This window comes from Methylobacterium sp. WL8 (assembly GCF_008040045.1).
Classification (GTDB): Bacteria; Pseudomonadota; Alphaproteobacteria; order Rhizobiales; family Beijerinckiaceae; genus Methylobacterium; species Methylobacterium cerastii.
This window is the reverse complement of record NZ_VRVF01000065.1, coordinates 1-22015: the sequence shown is the minus strand read 5'-3', so window position 1 is coordinate 22015 and position 22015 is coordinate 1. Positions and strand designations below refer to the sequence as shown.

General features: G+C 68.6%; 26 protein-coding genes. 10 read left to right on the top strand and 16 right to left on the bottom strand.

Annotated elements, in window-relative coordinates; all coding sequences use genetic code 11:
- Entirely contained in the window at positions 1-750 is a 750-nt protein-coding gene (locus FV234_RS19860) for a glutaredoxin (RefSeq protein ID WP_147812917.1), read from the bottom strand.
- Between the two features lie 137 nt (positions 751-887).
- Between FV234_RS19860 and cueR the strand changes: the two genes are divergently transcribed.
- Positions 888-1361 (top strand): Cu(I)-responsive transcriptional regulator, encoded by a 474-nt coding sequence (gene cueR, locus FV234_RS19855; RefSeq protein ID WP_147812918.1) that lies wholly within the window; start codon positions 888-890, stop codon positions 1359-1361.
- A 28-nt stretch (positions 1362-1389) separates the two neighbouring features.
- Here cueR and FV234_RS19850 read toward each other — a convergent pair whose 3' ends face one another.
- From FV234_RS19850 to FV234_RS19820, 7 genes are all read right to left on the bottom strand, one after another.
- Positions 1390-1722 carry a four-helix bundle copper-binding protein gene (locus FV234_RS19850; protein ID WP_147812919.1) on the bottom strand — a complete coding sequence of 111 codons (333 nt, stop codon included), beginning with the start codon at positions 1720-1722 and terminating at the stop codon, positions 1390-1392.
- A 160-nt stretch (positions 1723-1882) separates the two neighbouring features.
- The gene (locus FV234_RS19845; protein WP_147812920.1) at positions 1883-5059 is read right to left on the bottom strand and encodes a CusA/CzcA family heavy metal efflux RND transporter; all 3177 of its coding nucleotides are present in this window, start codon (positions 5057-5059) and stop codon (positions 1883-1885) included.
- Complete coding sequence (locus FV234_RS19840) at positions 5056-6582, bottom strand: efflux RND transporter periplasmic adaptor subunit (RefSeq protein WP_147812921.1); 1527 nt, start codon at positions 6580-6582, stop codon at positions 5056-5058. The genes FV234_RS19845 and FV234_RS19840 overlap by 4 nt, the downstream gene beginning before the upstream one ends.
- Positions 6579-6983 carry a FixH family protein gene (locus FV234_RS19835; RefSeq protein ID WP_147831199.1) on the bottom strand — a complete coding sequence of 135 codons (405 nt, stop codon included), beginning with the start codon at positions 6981-6983 and terminating at the stop codon, positions 6579-6581. Before FV234_RS19835 ends, FV234_RS19840 begins: the two co-directional genes overlap by 4 nt.
- A gap of 81 nt (positions 6984-7064) precedes the next feature.
- Entirely contained in the window at positions 7065-7460 is a 396-nt protein-coding gene (locus FV234_RS19830; RefSeq protein WP_055959004.1) for a hypothetical protein, read from the bottom strand.
- Positions 7461-7746: 286 nt separating this feature from the next.
- Entirely contained in the window at positions 7747-7977 is a 231-nt protein-coding gene (locus FV234_RS26755) for a GDCCVxC domain-containing (seleno)protein (protein WP_147812923.1), read from the bottom strand.
- A gap of 8 nt (positions 7978-7985) precedes the next feature.
- Complete coding sequence (locus FV234_RS19820; RefSeq protein WP_187273739.1) at positions 7986-8423, bottom strand: mercuric transporter MerT family protein; 438 nt, start codon at positions 8421-8423, stop codon at positions 7986-7988.
- 44 nt (positions 8424-8467) lie between these two features.
- Here FV234_RS19820 and FV234_RS19815 point away from each other — a divergent pair, with 44 nt between their 5' ends.
- Positions 8468-8881: a helix-turn-helix domain-containing protein gene (locus FV234_RS19815; RefSeq protein ID WP_055959010.1), complete on the top strand. Its 414-nt coding sequence runs from the start codon at positions 8468-8470 to the stop codon at positions 8879-8881.
- 127 nt (positions 8882-9008) lie between these two features.
- On the opposite strand, the gene FV234_RS19810 is transcribed toward FV234_RS19815, so the two are convergent.
- The 6 genes from FV234_RS19810 to FV234_RS19785 form a co-directional block, all read right to left on the bottom strand.
- Entirely contained in the window at positions 9009-9986 is a 978-nt protein-coding gene (locus tag FV234_RS19810) for an arsenic resistance protein (protein WP_147812925.1), read from the bottom strand.
- The gene (locus tag FV234_RS19805; RefSeq protein WP_147812936.1) at positions 9983-10369 is read right to left on the bottom strand and encodes a metalloregulator ArsR/SmtB family transcription factor; all 387 of its coding nucleotides are present in this window, start codon (positions 10367-10369) and stop codon (positions 9983-9985) included. Before FV234_RS19805 ends, FV234_RS19810 begins: the two co-directional genes overlap by 4 nt.
- A gap of 113 nt (positions 10370-10482) precedes the next feature.
- Positions 10483-11655, bottom strand: a complete 1173-nt coding sequence (locus FV234_RS19800; protein WP_147831197.1) for an MFS transporter — start codon at positions 11653-11655, stop codon at positions 10483-10485.
- Positions 11656-11662: 7 nt separating this feature from the next.
- Positions 11663-12958: an arsenic transporter gene (locus FV234_RS19795; protein ID WP_147812927.1), complete on the bottom strand. Its 1296-nt coding sequence runs from the start codon at positions 12956-12958 to the stop codon at positions 11663-11665.
- Between the two features lie 36 nt (positions 12959-12994).
- Entirely contained in the window at positions 12995-13420 is a 426-nt protein-coding gene (gene arsC, locus FV234_RS19790; protein ID WP_147812928.1) for an arsenate reductase (glutaredoxin), read from the bottom strand.
- A complete protein-coding gene (locus FV234_RS19785) occupies positions 13420-13767 on the bottom strand; it encodes a metalloregulator ArsR/SmtB family transcription factor (protein ID WP_147812929.1) in 348 nt (115 codons plus the stop codon). The genes arsC and FV234_RS19785 overlap by 1 nt, the downstream gene beginning before the upstream one ends.
- A 47-nt stretch (positions 13768-13814) precedes the next feature.
- Here FV234_RS19785 and arsH point away from each other — a divergent pair, with 47 nt between their 5' ends.
- Positions 13815-14564, top strand: a complete 750-nt coding sequence (arsH, locus tag FV234_RS19780) for an arsenical resistance protein ArsH (protein WP_147812930.1) — start codon at positions 13815-13817, stop codon at positions 14562-14564.
- A gap of 232 nt (positions 14565-14796) precedes the next feature.
- Here arsH and FV234_RS19775 read toward each other — a convergent pair whose 3' ends face one another.
- Positions 14797-15498 (bottom strand): Crp/Fnr family transcriptional regulator, encoded by a 702-nt coding sequence (locus FV234_RS19775; RefSeq protein ID WP_246686241.1) that lies wholly within the window; start codon positions 15496-15498, stop codon positions 14797-14799.
- A gap of 183 nt (positions 15499-15681) precedes the next feature.
- Between FV234_RS19775 and FV234_RS19770 the strand changes: the two genes are divergently transcribed.
- The 3 genes from FV234_RS19770 to FV234_RS19760 are packed head-to-tail and all read left to right on the top strand — an operon-like array spanning position 15682 to position 17642.
- A complete protein-coding gene (locus tag FV234_RS19770) occupies positions 15682-16482 on the top strand; it encodes a pentapeptide repeat-containing protein (protein WP_147812932.1) in 801 nt (266 codons plus the stop codon).
- 44 nt (positions 16483-16526) lie between these two features.
- Positions 16527-16916, top strand: a complete 390-nt coding sequence (locus tag FV234_RS19765; protein WP_147812933.1) for a thioredoxin family protein — start codon at positions 16527-16529, stop codon at positions 16914-16916.
- Between the two features lie 6 nt (positions 16917-16922).
- Positions 16923-17642 carry a cytochrome c biogenesis protein CcdA gene (locus FV234_RS19760; RefSeq protein ID WP_147812934.1) on the top strand — a complete coding sequence of 240 codons (720 nt, stop codon included), beginning with the start codon at positions 16923-16925 and terminating at the stop codon, positions 17640-17642.
- Positions 17643-17752: 110 nt separating this feature from the next.
- On the opposite strand, the gene FV234_RS19755 is transcribed toward FV234_RS19760, so the two are convergent.
- Positions 17753-17959, bottom strand: coding sequence for a hypothetical protein (locus tag FV234_RS19755; protein WP_147812935.1), 207 nt, complete (start codon positions 17957-17959; stop codon positions 17753-17755).
- Positions 17960-18281: 322 nt separating this feature from the next.
- On the opposite strand from FV234_RS19755, the gene FV234_RS19750 reads away from it, so the two are divergent.
- The 4 genes from FV234_RS19750 to FV234_RS19735 form a co-directional block, all read left to right on the top strand.
- The gene (locus tag FV234_RS19750; protein WP_147831205.1) at positions 18282-18920 is read left to right on the top strand and encodes a 2,3-bisphosphoglycerate-dependent phosphoglycerate mutase; all 639 of its coding nucleotides are present in this window, start codon (positions 18282-18284) and stop codon (positions 18918-18920) included.
- Positions 18921-19067: 147 nt separating this feature from the next.
- On the top strand, positions 19068-20165 hold the full coding sequence (locus tag FV234_RS19745) for a putative sulfate exporter family transporter (protein ID WP_147831195.1): 1098 nt from the start codon (positions 19068-19070) through the stop codon (positions 20163-20165).
- Between the two features lie 44 nt (positions 20166-20209).
- Positions 20210-21406, top strand: coding sequence for an adenylate/guanylate cyclase domain-containing protein (locus FV234_RS19740; RefSeq protein ID WP_246686240.1), 1197 nt, complete (start codon positions 20210-20212; stop codon positions 21404-21406).
- Positions 21407-21600: 194 nt separating this feature from the next.
- A partial coding sequence (locus tag FV234_RS19735) for a molybdopterin-dependent oxidoreductase (protein WP_147831192.1) occupies positions 21601-22015 on the top strand: 415 nt, incomplete at its 3' end.

The window sequence follows — 22015 nt, the reverse complement described above, 5'->3', positions numbered from 1 at the left end:
TCAATGCCCCATCGCCAGCATCCAGACGGCCATGGCGACCATCATCACGTTCTCGGTCAACGAGACGAAGCCGAGCGGCACCTTGCTCGATCCGCCGACGCAGGCGCACTTGATCTCGCGCTTGTCGACGTAGACCGCCTTGAACACCGAGACCGCGCCGATGGTGCCGATGAACAGGGCCACGGGGATCGACAGCCAGTTCAGGGCGCCGGCCACCATCAGGACGCTGGCGATGCCCTCCAGGAACGGATAGGCGTAGGCGTAGCGCACCCAGCGCTTGGCCAGCAGGTCGTACCCGAGGAACATCGACGAGAAGGTCTCGACGTCCTGGAGCTTGAGGAGGGCGAGGACGCACATGCTGAAGGCGATGAACCACTCGGCCGCCCTGACGGTCAGGGGCGTGCCGTACACGGCGTAGCTCACTGCCAACGCCATCAGCGCCGTCATCGAGAACACCGCCACGACCGGCGTGTAGGTCGTTGCGTTCGGGTCGTTGGCGGCCTGGCCGAAATGCCGCCTGAGGTCGTCGAAACCCCCGACGCGCTCGTCGTTGATGAAGGTCTGGGGCGTCGACTTGACCCCGTGCTCGGCCTTGAAGCGGTCGGTCTCCTCGCGGGTGGTCAGCCAGTGGTCTTCCACCTGGAAGCCCTGGCGTTCGAGGAGGTCCTTCGCCTTCAGGCCGTACGGGCAAATGTGCTGCGGCATCATCATGCGGTACAGGACCGCCTTGCGGGACGCGGTGGCTTGCATCGGAAACTCCGTGGGTTGTCTGGCCGGGATGCCGTCCGCTCGTTGCCGTGGAAACGACGGATCGGTCGCGGCCGATTGGGCTTGCGCACCTTCCTGGACCTTCCCATCATGGGAAGGTCAACGGAGGGGCTCTCACGATGAACATCGGCGAGGCGAGCCGGGCCTCGGGGGTCTCGGCCAAGATGATCCGGCACTACGAAAGCATCGGGCTCGTGCCCCCGGCGGACCGTCGCGACAGCGGCTACCGCGATTACGGGACCGCCGACCTGCACCGGCTCGGCTTCATTCGGCACGCCCGGGACCTGGGCTTCTCGCTGGACCGCATCCGGGTGCTGCTCGGGCTCTGGAGCGACCCCGACCGCAGCAACGCCGACGTGAAGGCCATCGCGAGGGCCCATGTCACGGAACTCGAACAGCGGGCCCGCCAACTGAACGAGATGGCCGACGCCCTGCGGTCCCTGGCAGACGCCTGCGACGGCGACGGCCGGCCGGACTGCCCGATCATCGCCAGCCTGGAGACCGGGGCGAACGTCCCGGCCTGCCATCCGGGCGGCTCCCAGGGGGCGATGCCGCCCCCCGCACCGCGTCGGAAGGCCGTGGCCGGTCACTGAGCCCGAACCGGCTCCGGCGGCGCTTCGATCAGGCGGCCATCTTCCGGCAGCTCTCGGCGCAGCGGCGGCATTGCTCGACGCAATGCTGCATGTCGCCGACCTGCTCGCAGCTTCGGGCGCAGTCCTCGTAGACGTCGGCGCACTCGGCGCAGGTGTGCTTGTGATGCCTCGTCCCGATCAGCATGAAGTGCGCCGACGTCCGGCACATCTCGGCGCAGGCCAGCATCAGGCGGAAGTGCTCGGGCTCGACGTGCTTGCCGCCCGCCGGGAGGCAGTGGTTCGAGGCCATGCCGAGGCAGGTCTGATAGCAGCGAAGACATTCGTCGATGCAGGACTGCATCTCGCTCGACATATTGCCCATGTGAAGCTCCTTGATGTTAGACAAAAAGAGACGAGCATCAGCACTGGGTGACAATATGCCTCCAGTATTGTCCTGCTCATTCTGTCAACTCAGGCCGCTATAGTTCGTTCTAATAAGTTCCTTTCTTCTTGGCCGGGATTTTTAATCCGTCCGCAGGCGCCTACTCCGCCGCCTCGCGGCAAGCCGGTCGTTCGGCCGGGGAGCCACTCGCCGGCGTCTCGGCGGCCGTGGACAGGCCCCATCCCTTCACGAGTCCGTAGACGGCGGGGATCACCACGAGCGTCAGCACGGTCGAGGACACCATCCCGCCGATCATCGGCACGGCGATGCGCTGCATGACCTCGGAGCCGGCGCCCGTGCTCCACAGGATCGGAATCAGGCCCGCCATGATGGCGGTCACCGTCATCATCTTCGGGCGCACCCGCTCGACCGCGCCGACCATGATCGCCCGCCGCAGATCCTCGCGGGACAGGGGCCGCCCCTCGCGTGCGCAAGCGGCCCGGACCTCGTCGAGGGCATGGTCGAGGTAGACCAGCATGATCACCCCGGTCTCGGCCGCGACGCCGGCGAGCGCGATGAAGCCCACCGCCACCGCCACCGACATGTTGAAGCCCATCCACCACATCAGCCAGATGCCGCCGACCAGGGCGAACGGCAGCGACAGCATGACGATGAGCGTCTCGGTCAGGCGGCGGAAGTTGATGAACAGCAGCAGGAACACGACGAGCAGCGTCAGCGGCACTACCACCGTCATGCGCGCCGCGGCCCGCTCCAGGTACTCGTACTGACCGCTCCACTGCAGGGTCGTGCCCTGTGGGAGTTTGACCTCGCTGTCGACCGCGGCCCGCGCGTCGGCGACGTAGCCGCCCAGGTCGCGCCCATTGATGTCGACGAAGATGTAGACCGCAAGCTGTCCGTTCTCCGTGCGGATCGAGGTCGGGCCCCGGGTGAGTTCGACCTTGGCGACCTCGCGCAACGGCACCGTGCCCCCGGCCGGGAGTGGCACCTGCACCTCGTCGGCGATGGCCCGCGGATCGGACCGGAAGGCCCGGGGGTAGCGGACGTTGACGGTGTAGCGTTCGCGTCCCTCGACGGTGTTCGTCACGCTCTGGCCGCCAAGCGCCGTGGCGATGACGTCCTGCACGTCCCCGACCATCAGCCCGTAGCGCCCGAGCGCCTCCCGGTCCGGCGTGATGTCGAGGAAGTAGCCGCCGATGACCCGTTCCGCGTAGGCGCTGGACGTGCCCGGCACGTTGCGCACCACCGCCTCGACCTGGCGGGCGACCCCTTCCATCTCCTTCAGGTCCGTTCCTAGCACCTTGATGCCGACCGGGGTGCGGATGCCGGTCGAGAGCATGTCGATTCGGGCGCGGATCGGCTGCGTCCAGGCATTCGACACGCCCGGGAACTGCAGCGCCTTGTCCATCTCGGCCTTGAGGCTCGCCAGCGTCACGCCCGGCCGCCACTCGGACGGCGGCTTCAGCGCGATGACCGTTTCGAACATCTCCATCGGCGCCGGGTCGGTCGCGGTGTTGGCGCGGCCCGCCTTGCCGTAGACTGAGGCCACCTCCGGGAATGATTTTATGATGCGGTCCTGGGTTGCGAGGAGCTCGCCGGCCTTGGTCACCGACAGGCCCGGCAGGGTGGTCGGCATGTACATCAGCGTGCCCTCGTTGAGGTCGGGCATGAACTCCGAGCCGAGCTGACGGGCCGGCCAGACGGTCGCCGCGAGGACGCCTAGGGCGAGCAGGACGGTTAGGACCCGCGCCCGCAGCACGCCCGCGATCAGCGGCCGGTAGAGCCAGATCAGGAGCCGGTTCAGCGGGTTCCTGTGCTCCGGGATGATCCGGCCCCGCACGAACAGCACCATCAGCGCGGGGACCAAGGTCACCGACAGGATCGCGGCCGCCGCCATGGCGAAGGTCTTGGTGAAGGCCAGCGGACCGAACAGGCGGCCCTCCTGGCTCTCCAGGGTGAAGATGGGCAGGAAGCTGACCGTGATGATGAGGAGCGAGAAGAACAGGGACGGGCCGACCTCGGACGCCGCCTCGACCAGGATCTCGACCCGGGGCTTGTCCGGTGGCGCCCGTTCCAGGTGCTTGTGGGCGTTCTCGATCATCACGATGGCCGCGTCGATCATGGCGCCGACCGCGATGGCGATGCCGCCCAGGCTCATGATGTTGGCGCCGAGACCCAGGGCTCGCATGCCGACGAACGCCATCAGGATCCCGACCGGCAGCATCAGGATGGCGACGAGCGCGCTCCTCACATGCAGCAGGAAGACGATGCAGACGAGCGAGACGACGACGCTCTCCTCGACCAGCGTGTGCCGCAGGGTGTCGATGGCCGCGTCGATGAGCTGCGAACGGTCGTAGACCGGCAGGATCTCGGTGCCCGCGGGAAGGCTTTTCGCCACCTCCGCGAGCTTCGCCTTGACGCCCTCGATGACGTTCAGCGCGTTCGCGCCGAAGCGCTGCAGGACGATGCCGCCGGCGACCTCGCCCTCGCCGTTCATCTCGGTGATGCCCCGACGCTCGTCCGGGCCGAGCTCGACCCGGGCGACGTCCCGCACCCGCAGCGGCGTGCCGCCCGCGGTCTTGAGGACGATGTTCTCGATGTCGGCGACGCCCCTCAGGTAGCCGCGCCCGCGGACCATGAACTCGAACTCGGAGAGCTCGACCGTGCGGCCACCGACGTCGGCGTTGCTCGACCGGATCGCGTCCCGGAGCTTGTTGAGGGAGATGCCCTGGGCACGAAGCCGGTTCGGGTCGACCACGACGTTGTACTGCTTCACGAAGCCGCCGACACCGGCGACCTCGGCGACGCCCTCGGCACGCGAGGCCCCGAACCGGACCACCCAGTCCTGCAGGGAGCGAAGCTCGGCGAGCGTCCGTTCCTTGGCCACCACCACGTATTGGTAGACCCAGCCCACGCCCGTGGCGTCGGGGCCGAGCGTCGGGGTCACGCCCGCCGGCAGGCGGCTCGCCGCCGCGTTGAGGTACTCCAGCACCCGCGAGCGGCCCCAGTACGGGTCGGTGCCGTCCTCGAAGATGACGTAGACGAACGACACCCCGAAGAAGGAGAAGCCGCGCACCACCTTGGCCTTCGGCACCGTCAGCATGGCGGTGGTCAGCGGGTAGGTGACCTGATCCTCCACGACCTGGGGGGCCTGCCCCGGGTACTCCGTGTAGACGATGGCCTGCACGTCCGAGAGGTCGGGGATGGCGTCGAGCGGCAGGGTCCGCAGCGACAGGACGCCTGCCGCGACGGCGAACACGGTGCCCACCAGCACCAGTACGAGGTTGCGGGCCGACCATCCGATGAGGCGCGCGATCATGGCGTCGCTCCCGCGTCGGCGGCCTGGCGGTCGTCCTTGGGAGGCGCCAGGCCTTGCAGTGCCGCCTTCAGGTTGCTCTCGGCGTCGATCAGGAAGTTGGCCGAGGTCACCACCCGATCGCCGGTCGAGACGCCGTCGCGGATCTGGGTGTAGCCACCGCCATGCACGCCGACCTTCACGGCCTTGGGCTCGAAGCGACCCTCGCCGCGGTCGATCAGCACGACCTGTCGCTCGCCGGTGTCGATGACGGCGTCGTCGGGCACGGCCACGACCGGCTTGGCGTCCCCCGTCGCGATCTCGACGTCGGCGTACATGTCCGGCAGCAAGGTGCCGTCCGGGTTCGGGAGCTCGATGCGCACCCGTGTGGCCCGGGTCTCCGGGTTCACCTGCGGGTATATCGTCCCGACCTTGCCGGTGAAGGTGCGGCCCGGGGCCGAGCGCAGGCGGATCGTGGCGGCCTGCCCGACGCGGACGTTGGAAAGGTCGCGCTCCGGCACGTCGGCCAGCACCCACATGGTGGAGATGTCGCCGATCCGGAACAGGGTATCCCCGGCCGCGGCCTTCATGCCCTCGATGGCGGTCCGCTGCAGGACGATGCCGTCCCGGGCCGAGGACCATGTGATGGCCATCGGCACGTTCCGGGTGCGCTCCATCTCGTCGATCACGGCCTCGGAGACGTTCAGGTTCCGCAGGCGCCGCCTCGCGCCGTCGAAGCCAGGGTTGGCGATGAGCTGGGCCGCCGCGGCGTTGATCTCGGGCGAGTAGACGTGGACCAGCGCCTGCCCCTTGCGGACGCGGTCGCCCGTCGTGACGTTCTCGACGTGGTCGACGTAGGCGTCCGAGCGTGTCGCGATGACCGTCACCCGCCGCTCGTCGAGGGCGACGGTACCGGGGACGCGCACGGGCTGGGCGACCACCCGGCGCTCGACCACCTCGGTCCGTACGCCGGTGCGCTGGACCTTGCCGGGCGAGACGGTCACGACGTTGCCGTCGCTGTCCTCGCCCTCGTAGACGGGGATGTAGTCCATCCCCATCGAATCCTTCTTGGGCGTGGCCGAGGTGTCCGGCAGCCCCATCGGGTTGCGGTAGTAGCGTATGGGCCGGGCGCCCGCGGCGGCCTTCGTGTCCCCGGCCTTCCCCATGTCCTGGCCGGCCATGTCGTGCCCGGCCATCCGCTGCCCGGCCAAGTCGGCAGGCATGGCCTCCTCCGCATCCGGCTCGTCGAAGCGTACGTCCTCGCTGGCGTGGACCCCCCGGAACTCCCGGCCATCCGCGGTCGCCATCGGCGACAGCGAGTAAACCGGCTTTCCGTCCGGGTCCTGGTAGTAGACCACCGGCCCGGTCGCCTTCGCGGGGGGCGTAGCCTGCGCGGCCGGCATGGGGGCCGGAGACCACCGGGCGAACTCCGTCCGGGCGCGCTCGGCGAGCGCCGGCACGGGGTTCTCCCCATGCCCCGCGACATAGCCGGCGCCCCCCGCCGCGAGTGCGGCGAGGGTCCCGGCGAACCAGGCCGCGCGGCTCACTTGACGGCCTTGAAGACCAGTTTGTCCTCGACCGTGCCGGTCTCGCCCTGGACCTTGGCCCCGAGCGACAGCCGCCAGCCGCCGGCCATCGTGAGCTTCGCCTTGAAGCGGTAGACGCCCGGCTCGGTCGTGGGGAGCTGCTCGATCTTCGAGGTCATCTCGTCCATGCTGTCGGGGGCCATGTCGATGCGCTTGGCGAAGATCACGGCGTCGGGAACCGGCTTGCCGCTGCGCTTATCGAGAAGACGCACCGACAGGACAGCCTCGCCGACCTTGGCCTCCTGCTGCACGAGCTCGAAGCGGTAGTCCTTGATGTCGGCAAGCGCCGGGAACGCGGTCGCCGACAGGGCGGCACCGAGCAGCGCCGCCGAGACGGCGCGCGGAAAAGGCTTCTGGGTCACGGGTGTTGTCTCCTGAACGCGATGGCGGGCCGCGCGTGGACGCGCGGCGTCATGCCGGCGCTCACGCCGGCGGCATCGGGTTCAGGCTCGGGGAGGCTCGGTGGGCGGCCCTTGCGAGAGGCTGTCGAAGGACGCGATGACGGCCCAGGTGGGTCCCTCGAAGCGGGCGACGCGACCCGGAAGTCCGAGGGCGACCGGAAGTCCGGTGGCGACCTTAGCCAGGCAAAGCGCCATCAGGGGGCAGCCCTTCGAGCAGTCGGGCATGTCCGGCCGCTCCTTGGGGCAGCACGGCATCTCGTCCATGGCCATCCCGGCCATGCCGTCCATGGCCTCGTCGGACATCGCCATGGCGTGACCGTGAACGCCCGTCGGCGCGCGCATGCCTGCGGCAGCCGCGGATGCGGTCACCGGCGCAAGGGCGAGGCTGAGGACCGCCAGGAGCGGGAGCAGCCTGCGAAGGGCGAGCCAGAAGGTCACCGTCCGACGATGCCACATCACGGACCGGCAAGGAAGGGACGGGACCACCGGACGCGCCAAGGGGATACGACGAGCGCGAGTTTCGCGATGACGGGCACGGGACGGAAGACGTAGGTGTCGCGCGACGACCGGACGCCCCGCGCCCGGGGACCCGGAGCCATGCACCCGAGGCTATCGGACGCGCTCCATCGAGCGTCGGATCGTGACCGGGAGAGGACGGATCGTCCAGCACGGCACCATGCCCGGACCGGGACCAAGCGGGTATGCCTCCTGTCCGGTCCGCAGATCAGGAGGACCCCGAGCAGCAGGATGCGGACCCGCCGTTCTCGCGGGCTTCCTGGATGGGCGGACAGGGGACGTCGCCGAAGGAGCAGAAGACGCAGCAGTCGCCCGCCTTCGGGCGCAGGAGCGTGCCGCAGCCGGTGCACTCGTAGAAGAACTGGCAGGCGTCGGTCGGCATCGTCTCCGTCGCTCTATGACCGCAGTGCGGGCAGGTCAGGGTGGACCGAAGCTGCATCGTCCGCCTCACCGCATCGCCTTGAGCACGATGGGCTCAAGGTATGGTTCCCACGCGAGCGCCAAACCAACCAGCGCCGTCCCAAGCCCGAGAAGGCCAGGGGTACGCCATGACGGCCCCGAGCGAGCACATGATTCGGCCATGTCGCATGCCGTCGCCCCGCGACGGAAGAACAGCGCCCAACCCATGAGGAGGGCCAGGGCGGCCCCGCCAAGCAGGATCGGCCGGATGCTAGCCAACATGGCCAATCCTCCGAAAACCGCCCCTGTCGCGCCGAGACCGGCAAGCGCCACCGGGAGGGCGCAGCAGGACGAGGCCGCCAGGGCACCCAGCCCGGCGACCGTGCCCAGCCCGGCGAACCAGCTTCCCGAGGGAATCGGCAGGCCGTCCCGCGGACGTGAGGCGGGTCTTGCGGGAGGCGCCATGGATGGTGTGTCGATCATCATCGTGCCACCCTGCATCCCGTAGCCACTACGGGATCAAGCGAAAAATGGCGAAGGGTGCGCGAGGTCTCTCCATAGGGCAGATCGCGGCGGCGGCCGGGATCAACCTGGAGACCGTCCGCTACTACGAGCGCATCGGGCTCATGCCGCCGCCGGCTCGCACGGAGGGCGGTCACAGGGCCTACGATCCTGCCCATGTCCGGCGCCTGGCGTTCATCCGTCAGGCTCGCGCATTGGGCTTCGGGATCGAGGACATCCGGACCCTGCTGGCGTTGGCCGCGCCCGGGCACCGGTCCTGTGGCGAGGTCCGGGACGTCGCAGCCGCCCACCTTGCCGAGGTCCGCGCCAAGCTCGCCCGTCTCGCGCGGCTTGAGCGCATCCTGAGCGACACCGTGGAGCGGTGCAGCGGCGCCCCGACGCCGGCCTGCCCGGTTCTCGATATGCTCGATGCACCGATGTGAAAGCCGGCCCATCCGACACCCAGCAGTGGAACGGGACCGCCGGTCGTCCTTGTCTTGGTCCCAAGAGGCCGGAAGCGGGTGGCGATGCGGGGTCACGCAGCCGCTCGTCCGTGGAACGACCGTCGACCTAGGCGTCGACCGGCGAGGATGCCGGGGCGCCGAACCTTGGCATGAGGCGGACGTAGATGAGTTCGCTGAGGAGCTCGACCAGCGTCTGCGTGACGATGACGGCGGGCAGGAGTGGCACGGCACCCGGAACCGCAAACGCCAGCGGCAGGACCACCAGGGAGTTTCGCGTGGCGGCGCTGAAGGCCAGCGTGCGGACGGTGGGGGCATCCAGGCGGAACGCGCGCCCGACCGCCCAACCCAGCAGCGGAGCCGCCACGGCGAAGACGACGTAGACGGGGACTACCCGCAGGGCGTCGTCCAGGGCGGGCCCGAGCTGGGGCAGGACGGACGCGATCACCACGAACAGGACGAGGGCCGTTGCCGGCACCGGCAGAAGCCCGAGCCCGGCGGCGATCCGCTGGCCGGTGCGGCTGCGTGCGGCCCAGATCTGCACGGCCGCAGCAAGTCCGAGGGGAACCGCGATGAGCCAGACGAAGGCGTGCACGAACGGACCGACCTGGACGAACCTGGCGGCGTCCTCGCCGAGGAAGACGTTGAGGTAGACCGGCAGCAGCAGCATCTGCGCGATCAGCAGCGCCGGGGTGGAGGCCAGCAGCACCTTGGCGTCCGCGCGGCCGAGGTGGGCGAAGGTGACAACGTAGTCGATGCACGGCGTGAGCAGGACCATGAGCACGCCCAGCCGCAGCATCGGATTGGCGGGCAGGAACTGGATCAGGCAGGCCACCAGGATCGGCAGCGCGACGAAGTTCGTGGCGAGGAGTGCCGCCAGGAAACGGACCCGCGTAAAGGCTTTCCCCAACTCGGGCAGGGGTACCTGGAGGAAGGTGACGAACAGCATCAACGCCAGGGCCGGGTTGATCCCGACGTCCAGGGCCGTGGTTCCGGGGACCATCAGCGCAACGACGACGGCCAGGCCGATGGCGGCGAAGTAGATCGGGATCTGCCGGCCTTCGAGGATGTCGCGCAAGGTGGTCATGCTTCCTCGCAGCCGATCCTGGGGGCTTGCTCGACCCGCTGGGGCCGTCCGGTGCATTTGGCGAACAGGTCGATGGCGCGGTCGCAGACCTCGCAGTGACCCTCGCAGCAATCGCGCATGAGGAAGGCGACGAGGTCGGACAAGGCCGGGAAGATCGCGCTGTAGATGATCGAGCGACCTTCGCGGCGGCTCTCGACGAGGCCGGCGTTCTCCAGGTGATTGAGGTGGAACGAGATGCGCGGCGCCGAGGCACCTGCGATGGCCTCGGTGATGGCACCGGCGGCCATGCCCTTCGCCCCGGCGGTCACCAGCATGCGGATGATGCGGAGGCGGGTTTCCTGCGCGATGGCCGCGAAGCCGTCGAGCGCTTGCTTTTCCTGCACGATACTTAAACCGTTATGGAATCGTTTAAGCGTCAGTAGGCTCACGACGGGTCGGAGGCAAGGACCGGATCCGGACTGGATCACGGCGGACGTCCCAGGCAGCCTCCGCTTTCCTAGCTTCGCGGCCGGACACGCCAGAGCGATAGGGCAAGCGCAACGTTCGCCACGGCGAGCACGCTGAGCAGTGCATAGGTCGCGTCCGCGCCCGCGTGGGTCAGGACCAAGGCTCCGACGGAGGGTGCAAGCGCCTGGGCCACCAGCCCCGGGCGGGCGAGGCGGCCGACGAGCGCGGCGTAGCGTTCGGGACCGAACAGGCCCAGGGGCACCGTACCCCGTGCAATCGAGTAGATCCCGTTGCCGGCCCCGTAGAGGACCAGCGCCAGCCCGACCAAGGGTAGGCCGGCCGTCAGCATCGCGATCCCGAGGACCACCAGGACCATGGCGGCGGTCAGGGTCCAGAGGGGATGGTGCCGACCCTTGCCGGCCATCTCGACGATGCGCGCACCCACCTGTGCCGGTCCGATCAGGGCGCCATAGGCGACGGCCGAGGTGAGAGCCACGCCACGGGCCTGGAGCAGGGTGATGAGGTGCACCGAGACCATGGCCATCACCGTGCCGCCGAGGGTCAACACCCCTGCCATGAGGAGGAAGGCACGACGCTCCCGGCCATCGAGCCGGACGCCGGGGATCGCGCCTTCGGATCGCGTGACTGGATGCGCGGGGGGCCGGGGGATCGCGAGCAGGACGAGCGGCAGCGTGACCGAGAGGTGCAGCCCGGCATAGGCGAGGCAGGTCCCGCGCCAGCCGACCCGCTCGATCAGGAAGGCCGAGAGCGGCCAGCACACCGTGCTGGCGAAGCCGCCCCACAGGGTCAGGGTCGTGATGGCGGGCCTTGCCTCGGCGCCGTAGAGGCGCCCGAGCGTGGCGAAGGCGGGGTCGTACAGGCCGGTGCCCATGCCGAGGCCGACGAGGAGCCAGGCCGCGAGGTAAGCCGTGAGGTTCGGGGCAAGGGCAAGGCCCATGAGGCCCAGCGCCAGCGCGATGGCGGCGAAGGCCAGCACCGGCCGCCCGCCATGCTCCCCGATGAAGGCTCCCACCCGCGGCGAGACGAGGCCCGCGACGAGGAGGCCAAGGGACAGCCCTCCGATAACCCAGCCGAGGGGCCATCCCGTATCCTTCGACATCGGCGCGGCCAGCACCGACAGGAGGTAGAACGAGGAGCCCCAGGTCAGGATCTGGACGACGCCCAGGGCCGAGATCACGGGCCATCGGCGCGCCGGGGCCATCGGATCGCTACCGGGCCCCGAGAACGGGTAGCCAGACCGCCAAGGCCGCCAGGGTGACCAAGAGGACCGGTGGCGTGATGACCAGGCCCACCCGCATGTACTGGCCCCAGGTGATACGCTGGCCCTTGGTGTCGAGGACGTGGAGCCAGAGCAGGGTCGCCAGGCTGCCGATGGGCGTCAATTTCGGGCCGAGATCGCAACCGATGACGTTGGCGTACACCATCAGCTCGCGCATCAGGGGCGACAGGTCCGGGGCCTGCTGGATCGAGAGCGCGCCCACCAGCACGCTCGGCATGTTGTTCATCACCGACGACAGGATCGCGGCGGCGACCCCCGTGCCGAGGGTGGCCACGAACGGTCCGTGACCCGAGAGCCAGGTCAGCCCCTGAGCCAGGTAGTCGGTCAGGCCGGCGTTCTTCAGCCCGTAGACGACGAGGTACATGCCGAGGCTGAACAGGACGATCTGCCAGGGGGCGCCCGCGAGCACCTTGCGGATCGGGATGACCCGGCTGCGATTGGCCAGCGCCAGCAGCACCAGGGCGCCGGCGCAGGTGACCACCGAGACCGGCACGCCGAACGGCGCCGTGACGAAGTAGGCGATCAGCAACACCCCAAGGAGCGGGAAGGCCGCCCTGAACACCAGCGGGTCCTTGATCGCGCGGCGGGGCTCTTCCAACGCGGCCACCGGGTAGCGGGTGGGCAGGTCGCGCCGGTAGAACAGCCACAGCACCGCCAGGGTCGCGGCGAGCGAGACGAGGTTCACCGGCACCATCACGGCGGCGTAGCGGCTGAAGGTGATGTCGAAGAAGTTCGCCGAGACGATGTTGACGAGGTTCGAGATCACCAGGGGCAGGCTGGTGGAATCCGCGACGAACCCGCAGGCGACGATGAAGGCCAGGGCCGCCGCCGGCTTGAAGTCCAGCCGCAGCAGGATCGCGAGGACGATGGGGGTGAGCAGCAGGGCCGCTCCGTCGTTGGCGAACACCGCCGCGATCGCGGCCCCGAGCAGGATCACCAGCGGAAACAGCAAGCGCCCCCGACCCCCGCCCCAGCGAGCGATGTGCAGCGCCGCCCAGTGGAAGAACCCGGCCTCGTCGAGCAGGAGCGAGATGATGATGAGCGCGACGAAGGTGAAGGTGGCGTCCCAGACGATGTGCCAGACCACCGGGATGTCACCGGGATGGATGACCCCGGTGGCGAGTGCGACGGCGGCCCCGATCAGGGCGCTCCATCCGATCCCAAAACCCTTCGGCTGCCAGATGACGAAGACGAGGGTGACCACGAAGATGGCGAGCGCGAGCATCGGGACCGTTTCTTGTTCTTGATGGTTTGTGGGCGGTCAGGCGGTGGCGACGCGCCGGCCGTGCTCGTCGACGACGCGCTCGCCGTCCTCCTTGACGAACTCGCCCTGCTGGGAAGGCAGGAGGTCGAGGACCGCTTCGGAGGGGCGGCAGAGGGCGACGCCCCTCGGGCTCACCACCAGGGGTCGGTTCAGCAGGATCGGGTGCTCGGCGATGGCATCCAGAAGCTGGTCGTCCGTCAGGCTTTCGTCGGCGAGGCCGAGCTCCGCGTAGGGCGTGCCCTTCTCGCGCAGGAGGTCGCGGACCGTGACGCCGGCCCGGTCGGCGAGCTGACGCACTAGCCGCCGGTTCGGCGGCGTCTTCAGGTACTCGACCACGTGCGGCTCGATGCCGGCATTGCGGATCAGGGCCAGGGTGTTGCGGGACGTGCCGCAATCCGGGTTGTGGTAGATCACGACGTCCATCAGGCGGTCTCCGTGCAGCAGGCGGACAGGGCGGCGACGGCGGGGGCGCAGACCTCGGGGCGGCCCTGGCAGCAATCGCGCATCAGGAACTGGATGAGCTCGGACAGGTCCGGGTAGGCGGCGCCGTAGATGATCGACCGGCCCTCCCGGCGCGAGGTGACGAGGCCGGCATGGCTGAGCTCCTTGAGGTGGAACGACAGGTTGGTGCCCGAGATGCCGACCGCCTCGGCCAGGATGCCGGCCGCCATGCCGTCCGGCCCGGCGGTGACGAGCCGGCGCACGATGCGCAGGCGATGCTCCTGCCCGAGGGCCGCGAAGGCAGCGACGGCTTGCCGTTCGTCCATCATGATGTCAATATCTCAACCATCATTGAAACGTAGAGGATAGAAGCTCCTTGGACAAGCCCCGACAGCCCTTCGCCGACGGCCTGCCGAACCTGAGCGAGGGGCACTTCGTCGTCCCGACGGCAGCCGACATGCAAGTGGCGGCGCCGTTCGCCCACGCCCCGCGCTTCCTGATCCTCTACGGGTCGCTCCGGGAGCGCTCGTTCAGCCGCTTCCTCGCCTACGAGGCCGCGCGCCTGCTGGAGGCGATGGGAGGCGAGGTGCGGATCTACGACGCGCACGGCCTACCGCTGCCCGACGACGCCACCGCCGATCACCCCAAGGTGCAGGAGCTCAGAAACCTTTCCATCTGGTCCGAGGGGCACGTCTGGGTCAGTCCCGAGCGCCACGGCAACATGACCGGCGTCATGAAGAGCCAGATCGACTGGCTGCCGCTGTCAGAAGGGTCCGTTCGCCCGACGCAGGGGCGGACGCTGGCCGTGATGCAGGTCTCGGGTGGGTCGCAGTCGTTCAACGCGGTCAACGGCCTGCGCATCCTCGGGCGCTGGATGCGGATGATCACCATCCCGAACCAGTCCTCGGTCCCGATGGCCTACAAGGAGTTCGACGGGACCGGGCGGATGAAGCCTGGGCCGCTCTACGACCGGGTGGTTGACGTCTGCGAGGAGCTGTTCAAGTTCACGCTCCTGACCCGCGAGCGGGCCAACTACCTCGTAGACCGCTACTCGGAGCGCAAGGAGAGGGAGCCGGAGCGCCTGATGACCGTGGCGGCGGATATCGGGTTCGAGACATCCAAGTAGCCGATAAATCCGGTCGCGCTCCTCGACCGTCCGGATTGGGGGCCGGGAAGGGTCACCCTGGCCTTCTCCGAGCGCTTCCGAATGAGAGGCGTCGTCGCGGATTCATCGTGGCTGCGCGAGATCTAGGACCGGTCCGCGCGGTCCCCCAAAGCCCTGTCCGTCATCGTGACGGAGGTGTCCTTCGCGCGGGTGCGCATCCCGACCGTCAAGGGGGAGCGTCCCCGGCAGGGACCTAGTCCGGCCTGCCCGCAGCCAACGACGCGCGGTCGATGACCTGAACCTGGCCCCGGCGGATCTCGACCAGGCCGGCATCGGCCCACTCTCCGAGGAGGCGGCTAATGACCTCACGGACGCTCCCGACGTCCGAGGCCAGCGATTGATGCGTCTTCCAGACGATCCCGTCGGCATCGGCCTCGACGAGCAGCCGGCGTGCCAGGCGCTGCTCCAGGGGTGCGAAGGCGACCTCCTCGATCAGGTCGAACATCCCCGACAGGAGCCGGGTGTAGTCGCTCAGGACGAAGTCCCTGAAGGCGACGCTCTCGCGCATCAGTTGGCGGAAGGTGTCGGCCGGCAACGCCGCCAACTCGGTCCTGGCCTCCGCGATGCTTTGCGCCGGGAAGCCGCCTCCCGAAAGCAGGCACTGCGTGGTCAGCACGCAGGTGCCGCCCGCCACGACCTTGTAGATCAGCATCTCCCGGCCGCCCTCGGACATGCGGAACACCCGGGTGCGCCCGTCGATGCACATCAGGTAGTTCGCACAAGGGCCTTGGAGCTCGTAGGCAATCGCGCCGGCTTCGAGCACGGGGAAGCTCACCGTGCCGCGGGCGATCTGGAGATGACTGGCACTGAAGTCCCGGACCAGCGGAAAGCGCTCGATCCAGCGTTCGATCTGATGGGCGCTCTGCATGGTCGTCCTCCCCGGGCTGGCGGTCATTGAACGCCACCATGAACCGGACGATGCACCATTATCCTCGGATCCACAGCCATTCGGTGACCTGGGTCACAGACGGTTGTCTCGTCCCTCCATATCACTGTCGCGACTGAACAAAAAACCGTTCGGCAACACCGCGAGTAAGCGCAGGCTACCGACGGGCCGGGCGAAACAACGGGAGAAACCATGCGCCGCCTCGTCCCCCTTCTGCTCGCCTCCGTCCTTCTGGCCGCCCCCGCCCATGCCGAGCAGGACCTGCTCCTTGGCGCCGACATGGGCTCGGCCGCCATGACCAAGGCCGAGATGACCAGGGCCGACGTCGAGGCGCTGATCGCCAAGGCGGACGGCAAGCCCATCGACCTCTCCGACAAGGCGCTCGCCGGCCTCGACCTGTCGGGCCTGAACCTCAAGGGCGCGAACCTGCGCACCGCCCGGCTCAACAAGGCCAATCTGCGCGGCGCCGATCTGTCCGGTGCGAACCTGGAGCAGGCCTGGTTCATCAAGGCCGACCTCTCGGGCGCCAAGCTCGTCGGGGCCAAGATGTTCGGCATCACCGCCCGCGACGCCAACCTCAGCGGGGCTGACCTCAGCCGGTCGATGCCCATCGGCGACTTCAAGGGCGCGAACATGGCCGGGGCGACGCTGGTCGCACTCAAGGGCGGCGCTGACATCAAGAACCAGTCCATGGGCCTGATGCGAGCGGTGTTCGTCTCGGTGAACCTCAAGGGCGCCAATCTGAAGGGCGCGAACCTCGGGCGCTCGCGCCTCGAATACGCCGACCTCACCGATGCGAACCTGACCGACGTGGTTCTGATGGGCTCGGACCTGTCGGGTGCGAACCTCACCGGTGCGACCGTTGCCGGGGCCGACTTCAAGAACGTCGACGTCACCGCCGCCCGCCTCATCGACCTCAAGGGCCAGGACAGCGCCAAGGACTGGTCGGCCCGCGTGAACGTCGACCGCGCCATCACGCAGGTCTCGAACTGACCCCTCGCTTACACCCCCAGCCATCCATCACGGGAACATCATCCATGACCACCCGCCGCATCCTGCTTGCCGCCTTCGCCGTCGCCCCCATGCTGTTCGGCACCGCCGCCGGAGCCGCCGAGATGACCTACACGCCCGCCGCGTTCGAGGCCGCCCAGAAGGCCGGCAAGCCGATCCTGGTGCACATCACCGCCCCGTGGTGCACCACCTGTGCCGCCCAGAAGCCGATCCTGGTGAAGCTTGAAGCCGACCCGAAGTTCAAGGACCTGCAGGTGTTCGACGTCGACTTCGATAGTCGCAAGGACGTGGTCAAGAAGTTCGGTGCCACGATGCAGAGCACGCTCATCACCTACAAGGGCGAGAAGGAGACCGGGCGCTCGGCCGGCGAGACCAAGCCCGAAGCGATCTACTCGCTCCTCGACAAGGCTATCTGAGCCGTCATGGTCACGAGCCTGGGCCTCGCCTTCCTCGCCGGCATCCTCTCGGTGCTGTCCCCCTGCGTGCTGCCGTTGCTGCCGCTGGTGCTCGGCGCGGCGGCGTCGGAGCACAGGCTCGGCCCGGCTGCCCTCGCCGCCGGCCTGGCCCTGTCGTTCGTGATCATCGGCCTGTTCGTGGCGACGGTCGGCTTCGCCATCGGCCTCGACGCCGGCATCTTCCGGACCGGCGCGGCCATCATGCTGATCCTGATCGGGTTGGTCCTGATGGTCCCGGCGGCCCAGACGCGGCTCGCCGTGGCCGCCGGTCCGGTGAGCAACTGGACCGAGAGCCGGTTCGGCGGCTTCTCGACCGCCGGCCTCCTCGGCCAGTTCGGCGTCGGGGTGCTGCTCGGGGCGGTCTGGAGCCCCTGCGTCGGCCCGACCCTCGGGGCGGCCTCGTTGCTCGCCTCCCAGGGGCGCGATCTCGGCATCGTCGCCCTAACCATGCTCCTGTTCGGCCTTGGTGCGGCCCTGCCGCTGCTGCTGCTCGGCACGCTCTCACGCGAGGTGTTGATGCGCTGGCGCGACCGGATGATGGGGCTCGGCAAGGGGCTGAAGGCGGCGCTCGGCCTTATCCTCGTGGCCACGGGCCTGATGATCGCCTTGGGCTACGACAAGGCGGCGGAGACCGCGTTGGTCAACGCCTCTCCGGCTTGGCTCACCAACCTCACCACCCGCCTCTGAGGTCGGGCACCGCTCCGGCTCCGCACGAGCGAACCAGATCGGTCGCAGACGAACACCGGGGATGGACGTACGACGGGGATGATTGCCGCATTCCCGGCGTCACCGCGTCTTCATGCGGCCCTGGCGGTGAGCTTCTGGTATGTGCCCGTCGCAACCTGCTCTTCGAGCTGGGCCTTGAAGTCCGAAATGCCGAGGACCTGGACTGGATTGCCCGCGTCGGCCCGCAGATCCTCCTTGGAGAGGTCCTTGTTGAGGGACGCAGGCCATTCGAATTTCTCTAACCAGCATCCCCCCTTAGCGTCGGTGATCACCGGCATTCGGGCAGGTTACGTACGGCTGGCTGCGAGAGGCAGGCTAGTGGTCGAAATCTGACGCTTGGTACCCGCCGCGAGGGGCTGCTTCCGACCCATTGCAGAAGCCCGGAACGTCCGCTTGTGGGCACTTTGGGAATGAGGCCCAAGACTGGGGTGGGTGGGAAGCAGCTTGGCTGCTTTCAGTCGCAAGACGTTCTTAAGCGGACCTAGGATGACCCGCCGACTCCGGATGGACGGTCCAACCCATCTCAGCGCCGAATTCCGTTAGGGTCGGATGCTGACTTCATTGGAGGCGGCGCGGAAGTGCTCTGCCTTGGGAGACAGCGTGATCCACAATTGCAAAGCCCCGGTCACGCGACGCCTCGTGCTGGTCCGGCATGGCCAGAGCGTAGCCAACCGATCCGGCCTGTTCACGGGATTGCTAGACTCGCCCTTGACCGAGCAGGGCCGGATGGAAGCCGAGGCAGCCGGGCGGCGTTTGGCCGAGCGCAGCTGGCGCTTTTCCGCAGCCTTCACCTCGACGCTGACGCGGGCCGTCGTGAGCGGCCGGCTTATTCTCGATGCGCTCGGGCAACCCGGATTGGTCCCTCAACGCTTCGCCGCGCTCGACGAGCGAGACTACGGCGACCTCAGCGGGTTCGACAAGATCGCCGCCGATGCGCGCTGGGGGGCGGAGCGGATCGAGACCTGGCGCCGCTCCTACGCCGAGGCGCCGCCGAACGGTGAGAGTCTGCGCGATACCGTCGCCCGCATCGTGCCATGCTACCTCCGAACCATCCTGCCGGCGGTCATGTGCGGGGACGTGCTCGTCGTCGCCCACGGCAATTGCCTGCGGGCGCTTGTCATGGCGCTTGAAGACCTGAGCCTCGCGGAGGTCGAGCACCTCGAACTCGCGACGGGCTCCGTCAGGATCTATGAGCTTGCTGCGGACACGACGATCACGGCCCGCTGGATCGACGGGTGAATCCGGCTGTCGGCCCCCCACAATGCGTCTCCGCAAACTCTGAAGGGGTCCTCGTCTCATCTATTTCAGTGATTAAAAGCATCCAATCATTCCGTTGGAGTGAATGAGCGGGACCTGGGATCCTCTGGCATCACATCGGAGCCATCCATGTCCGCGCTCAGACTTTTCTCCCACTCTCGTTCGACGCGTACCGTGGCCGGCATCAGAGCCATCCTTCCGGGACTGGGCCTCTGCGTGGCGGTCACCGCCGCAGCGATCGGCTTCGAAGCCGCCGAGGCGCATCTGTTCGGTCGTGCCTGGCTCGAAGCCCTGGTGCTCGCGATCCTGCTCGGCAGCGCGATCCGCACCATTTGGACACCGTCGCAGCGTTTCTTTCCCGGCATCGCCTTCGGGGCCAAGACCGTGCTGGAGATCGCGGTCGTACTACTCGGCGCGTCGCTCAGCCTCGCGACGATCCTCGCCGCCGGACCGGGCCTGCTCTTCGGCATCGCGGGCGTCGTCGTCGTGGCGATCCTGTCGAGTTACGGCATCGGCCGAGCGCTCGGACTGCATCCGCGCATGGCGATCCTCGTGGCCTGTGGGAACTCGATCTGCGGCAACTCGGCGATCGCGGCCACGGCACCGGTGATCGGCGCCGACGGCGAGGACGTCGCCGCCTCCATCGCCTTCACCGCGGTGCTGGGCGTGCTGGTGGTGCTCGGCCTGCCGCTGCTGGTGCCGCTGCTCGGTCTGTCGCCGATGCAGTACGGCGTGCTTGCCGGCCTCACCGTCTACGCCGTGCCGCAGGTCCTCGCCGCCACTGCGCCGGTCGCGGCGCTCAGCGTCCAGGTCGGAACCCTGGTGAAGCTCGTCCGGGTGCTGATGCTAGGCCCGGTCGTCCTGGTGCTCTCGCTCGGCGCAAGCCGGCTGCGCGAGGAGATCGACGAGGCCGCCCCCGGCGTCACTGCCGGCGACCGCCCGGCCCGCGGCGGCCTCGCGATCCACCGCCTGGTGCCGTGGTTCATCCTCGCCTTCCTTGCGCTCGCGGGCCTTCGCTCGGCCGGGCTGGTCCCGCAGGTTGCGCTCGCGCCGATGTCGGAGACCGCCAACGTGCTGACCGTGGTCTCGATGGCGGCGCTCGGCCTCGGGGTCGACGTGCGCAGCGTCGCCAAGGCCGGGGCGCGGGTGACCTTCGCGGTGGTCGCCTCGCTCCTCGCCCTCGGCGCCGTCAGCCTCGGCCTGATCCACGTGCTCGGCCTCGTCTGATCCGCGCTATGGCATCGATCCGAATTCTTGATGAAAGAACTGCCGTGACACGTTCGTCCCAATCTTCGTCCGAGGCGGTTGCGCAGGCGACGGGATGGTTGATGGGGCCGGGTCGCGAAGCGGCGGACGCGGCAGCCCTTCTCGACGGGTTCAGCGCGTGCCTCTCGGGGCTCGGCCTGCCACTGGCCCGCGCCACCACCCACGCGCCGACCCTGCATCCGTCGTTCCGGTGGGTGATGCGCGTCTGGCATCCAGGAGCGTCGAGCCTAGCCCTGCGTCGCCGCCACGGCATCGAGGGCACGCCGACCTTTCACGGCAACACCGTCGAGCACGTGGTCGAGACCCGTACCCCGTTCCGATACCGTCTCGACGGGGATGGGCCGCTGCCGTTTCCCGTGCTCGGCGAGCTTCGCGACGAGGGTCTGACCGACTACCTCATCGTGCCGCTGCGCGCCGCGCGTGGACGCATGGGCGCCGCCTCCTGGGCCACAGCGAGACCGGGCGGCTTCACGCTGATCGAGATCGACACGTTGCTGGCGCTGGTCGAGCCGTTCTCGCTGCTGTTCGAGATCAAGGCGCTCGACGACATGCTCGGCGCGGTGCTGAGCGCCTATGTCGGGCGCGACCCGGCACGGCAAATCCTGGCCGGCACAGTGCGGCGCGGCGATGTACGTCTGATGCGGGCCGCGATGATGCTGACTGACTTGCGCGGGTTCGGTGAACTGTCCGACCGGCAGAGCCCCGACCGTGTCGTGGCCGCCCTCAACCGGATGTTCGATGCCATCGTGCCGGCCGTCGAGGCGGAAGGCGGCGAGGTGCTGAAGTATATCGGCGACGGGCTACTGGCCGTGTTCGATGCCGATCGCGACGAGGCCGCGGCGCGCCGTGCCGCCTTGCGTGCCGCCGAGGCCGCACTCGCTGCGCTTGCGACCCTGCGCGACGGTGACACAGCTGCCTTCGAGGTCGGCGTCGCACTTCATGTCGGGGAGATCGCCTACGGCAATATCGGCGGCGGCGACCGGGTCGACTTCACGGCGATCGGCCGCGATCTCAACGTGCTCGCTCGCGTCGAGCGCCTGTGCAAGACCTACGACACGCCGCTGATCGCCACCGACACTTTCATCGACGGATTGGCGCATGCCCTCGAACCGCTCGGCATTGTCGCCCTGCGCGGTTTCGCCGAACGGCACGCCCTGTTCGGGCATCGCAGGACCGCGCCCGTCGGCGCGCCGGCGGCGTGACGCCGAGACGGCGTCCTTGATCGTCCCATCGTAGATCGAAACTTCTCAAATCATCGCGCTTGGAGATCATTCGCATCGCGAAAGACCGTTGGAAGGAATAAATCGTATCCCGTAGCATCTCCATGGTCGCGAGGAATCGCGACGGGTCCGATGCCTTCGAACGCATCGACGCCGACATTCTTAGGGGAGAGACCATGCACGGACTGGACAGACCGACGAACCGCCGCCTCGTCCTGGGTGGACTCGGGCTCGGCAGCCTCGGCGCCGCGCTGCCGGCCTGGGCGGCGGGCTCGGTGAAGCTTCCGCTGCCGGGCGGCCCAGACGAGCGGACGCTGACCAAGGCCTTTCCGGACAAGGGCGAGATGATCCTGCAGCGCACTCATCCGCCGCTGCTGGAGACGCCGTTCTCGGTATTCGACGAGGGCGTGTTCACCCCCAACGACCGCTTCTACGTCCGTTGGCACTGGGCCTCGATCCCGACGGAGGTCGATGCCGGCACCTTCCGGCTCAAGGTCCACGGTCATGTCGAGAAGGAACTCTCGCTCTCCCTCGACGCCATCGCCGGCCTGCCGCGCTTCGAGATCGCCGCGGTGAACCAGTGCTCGGGCA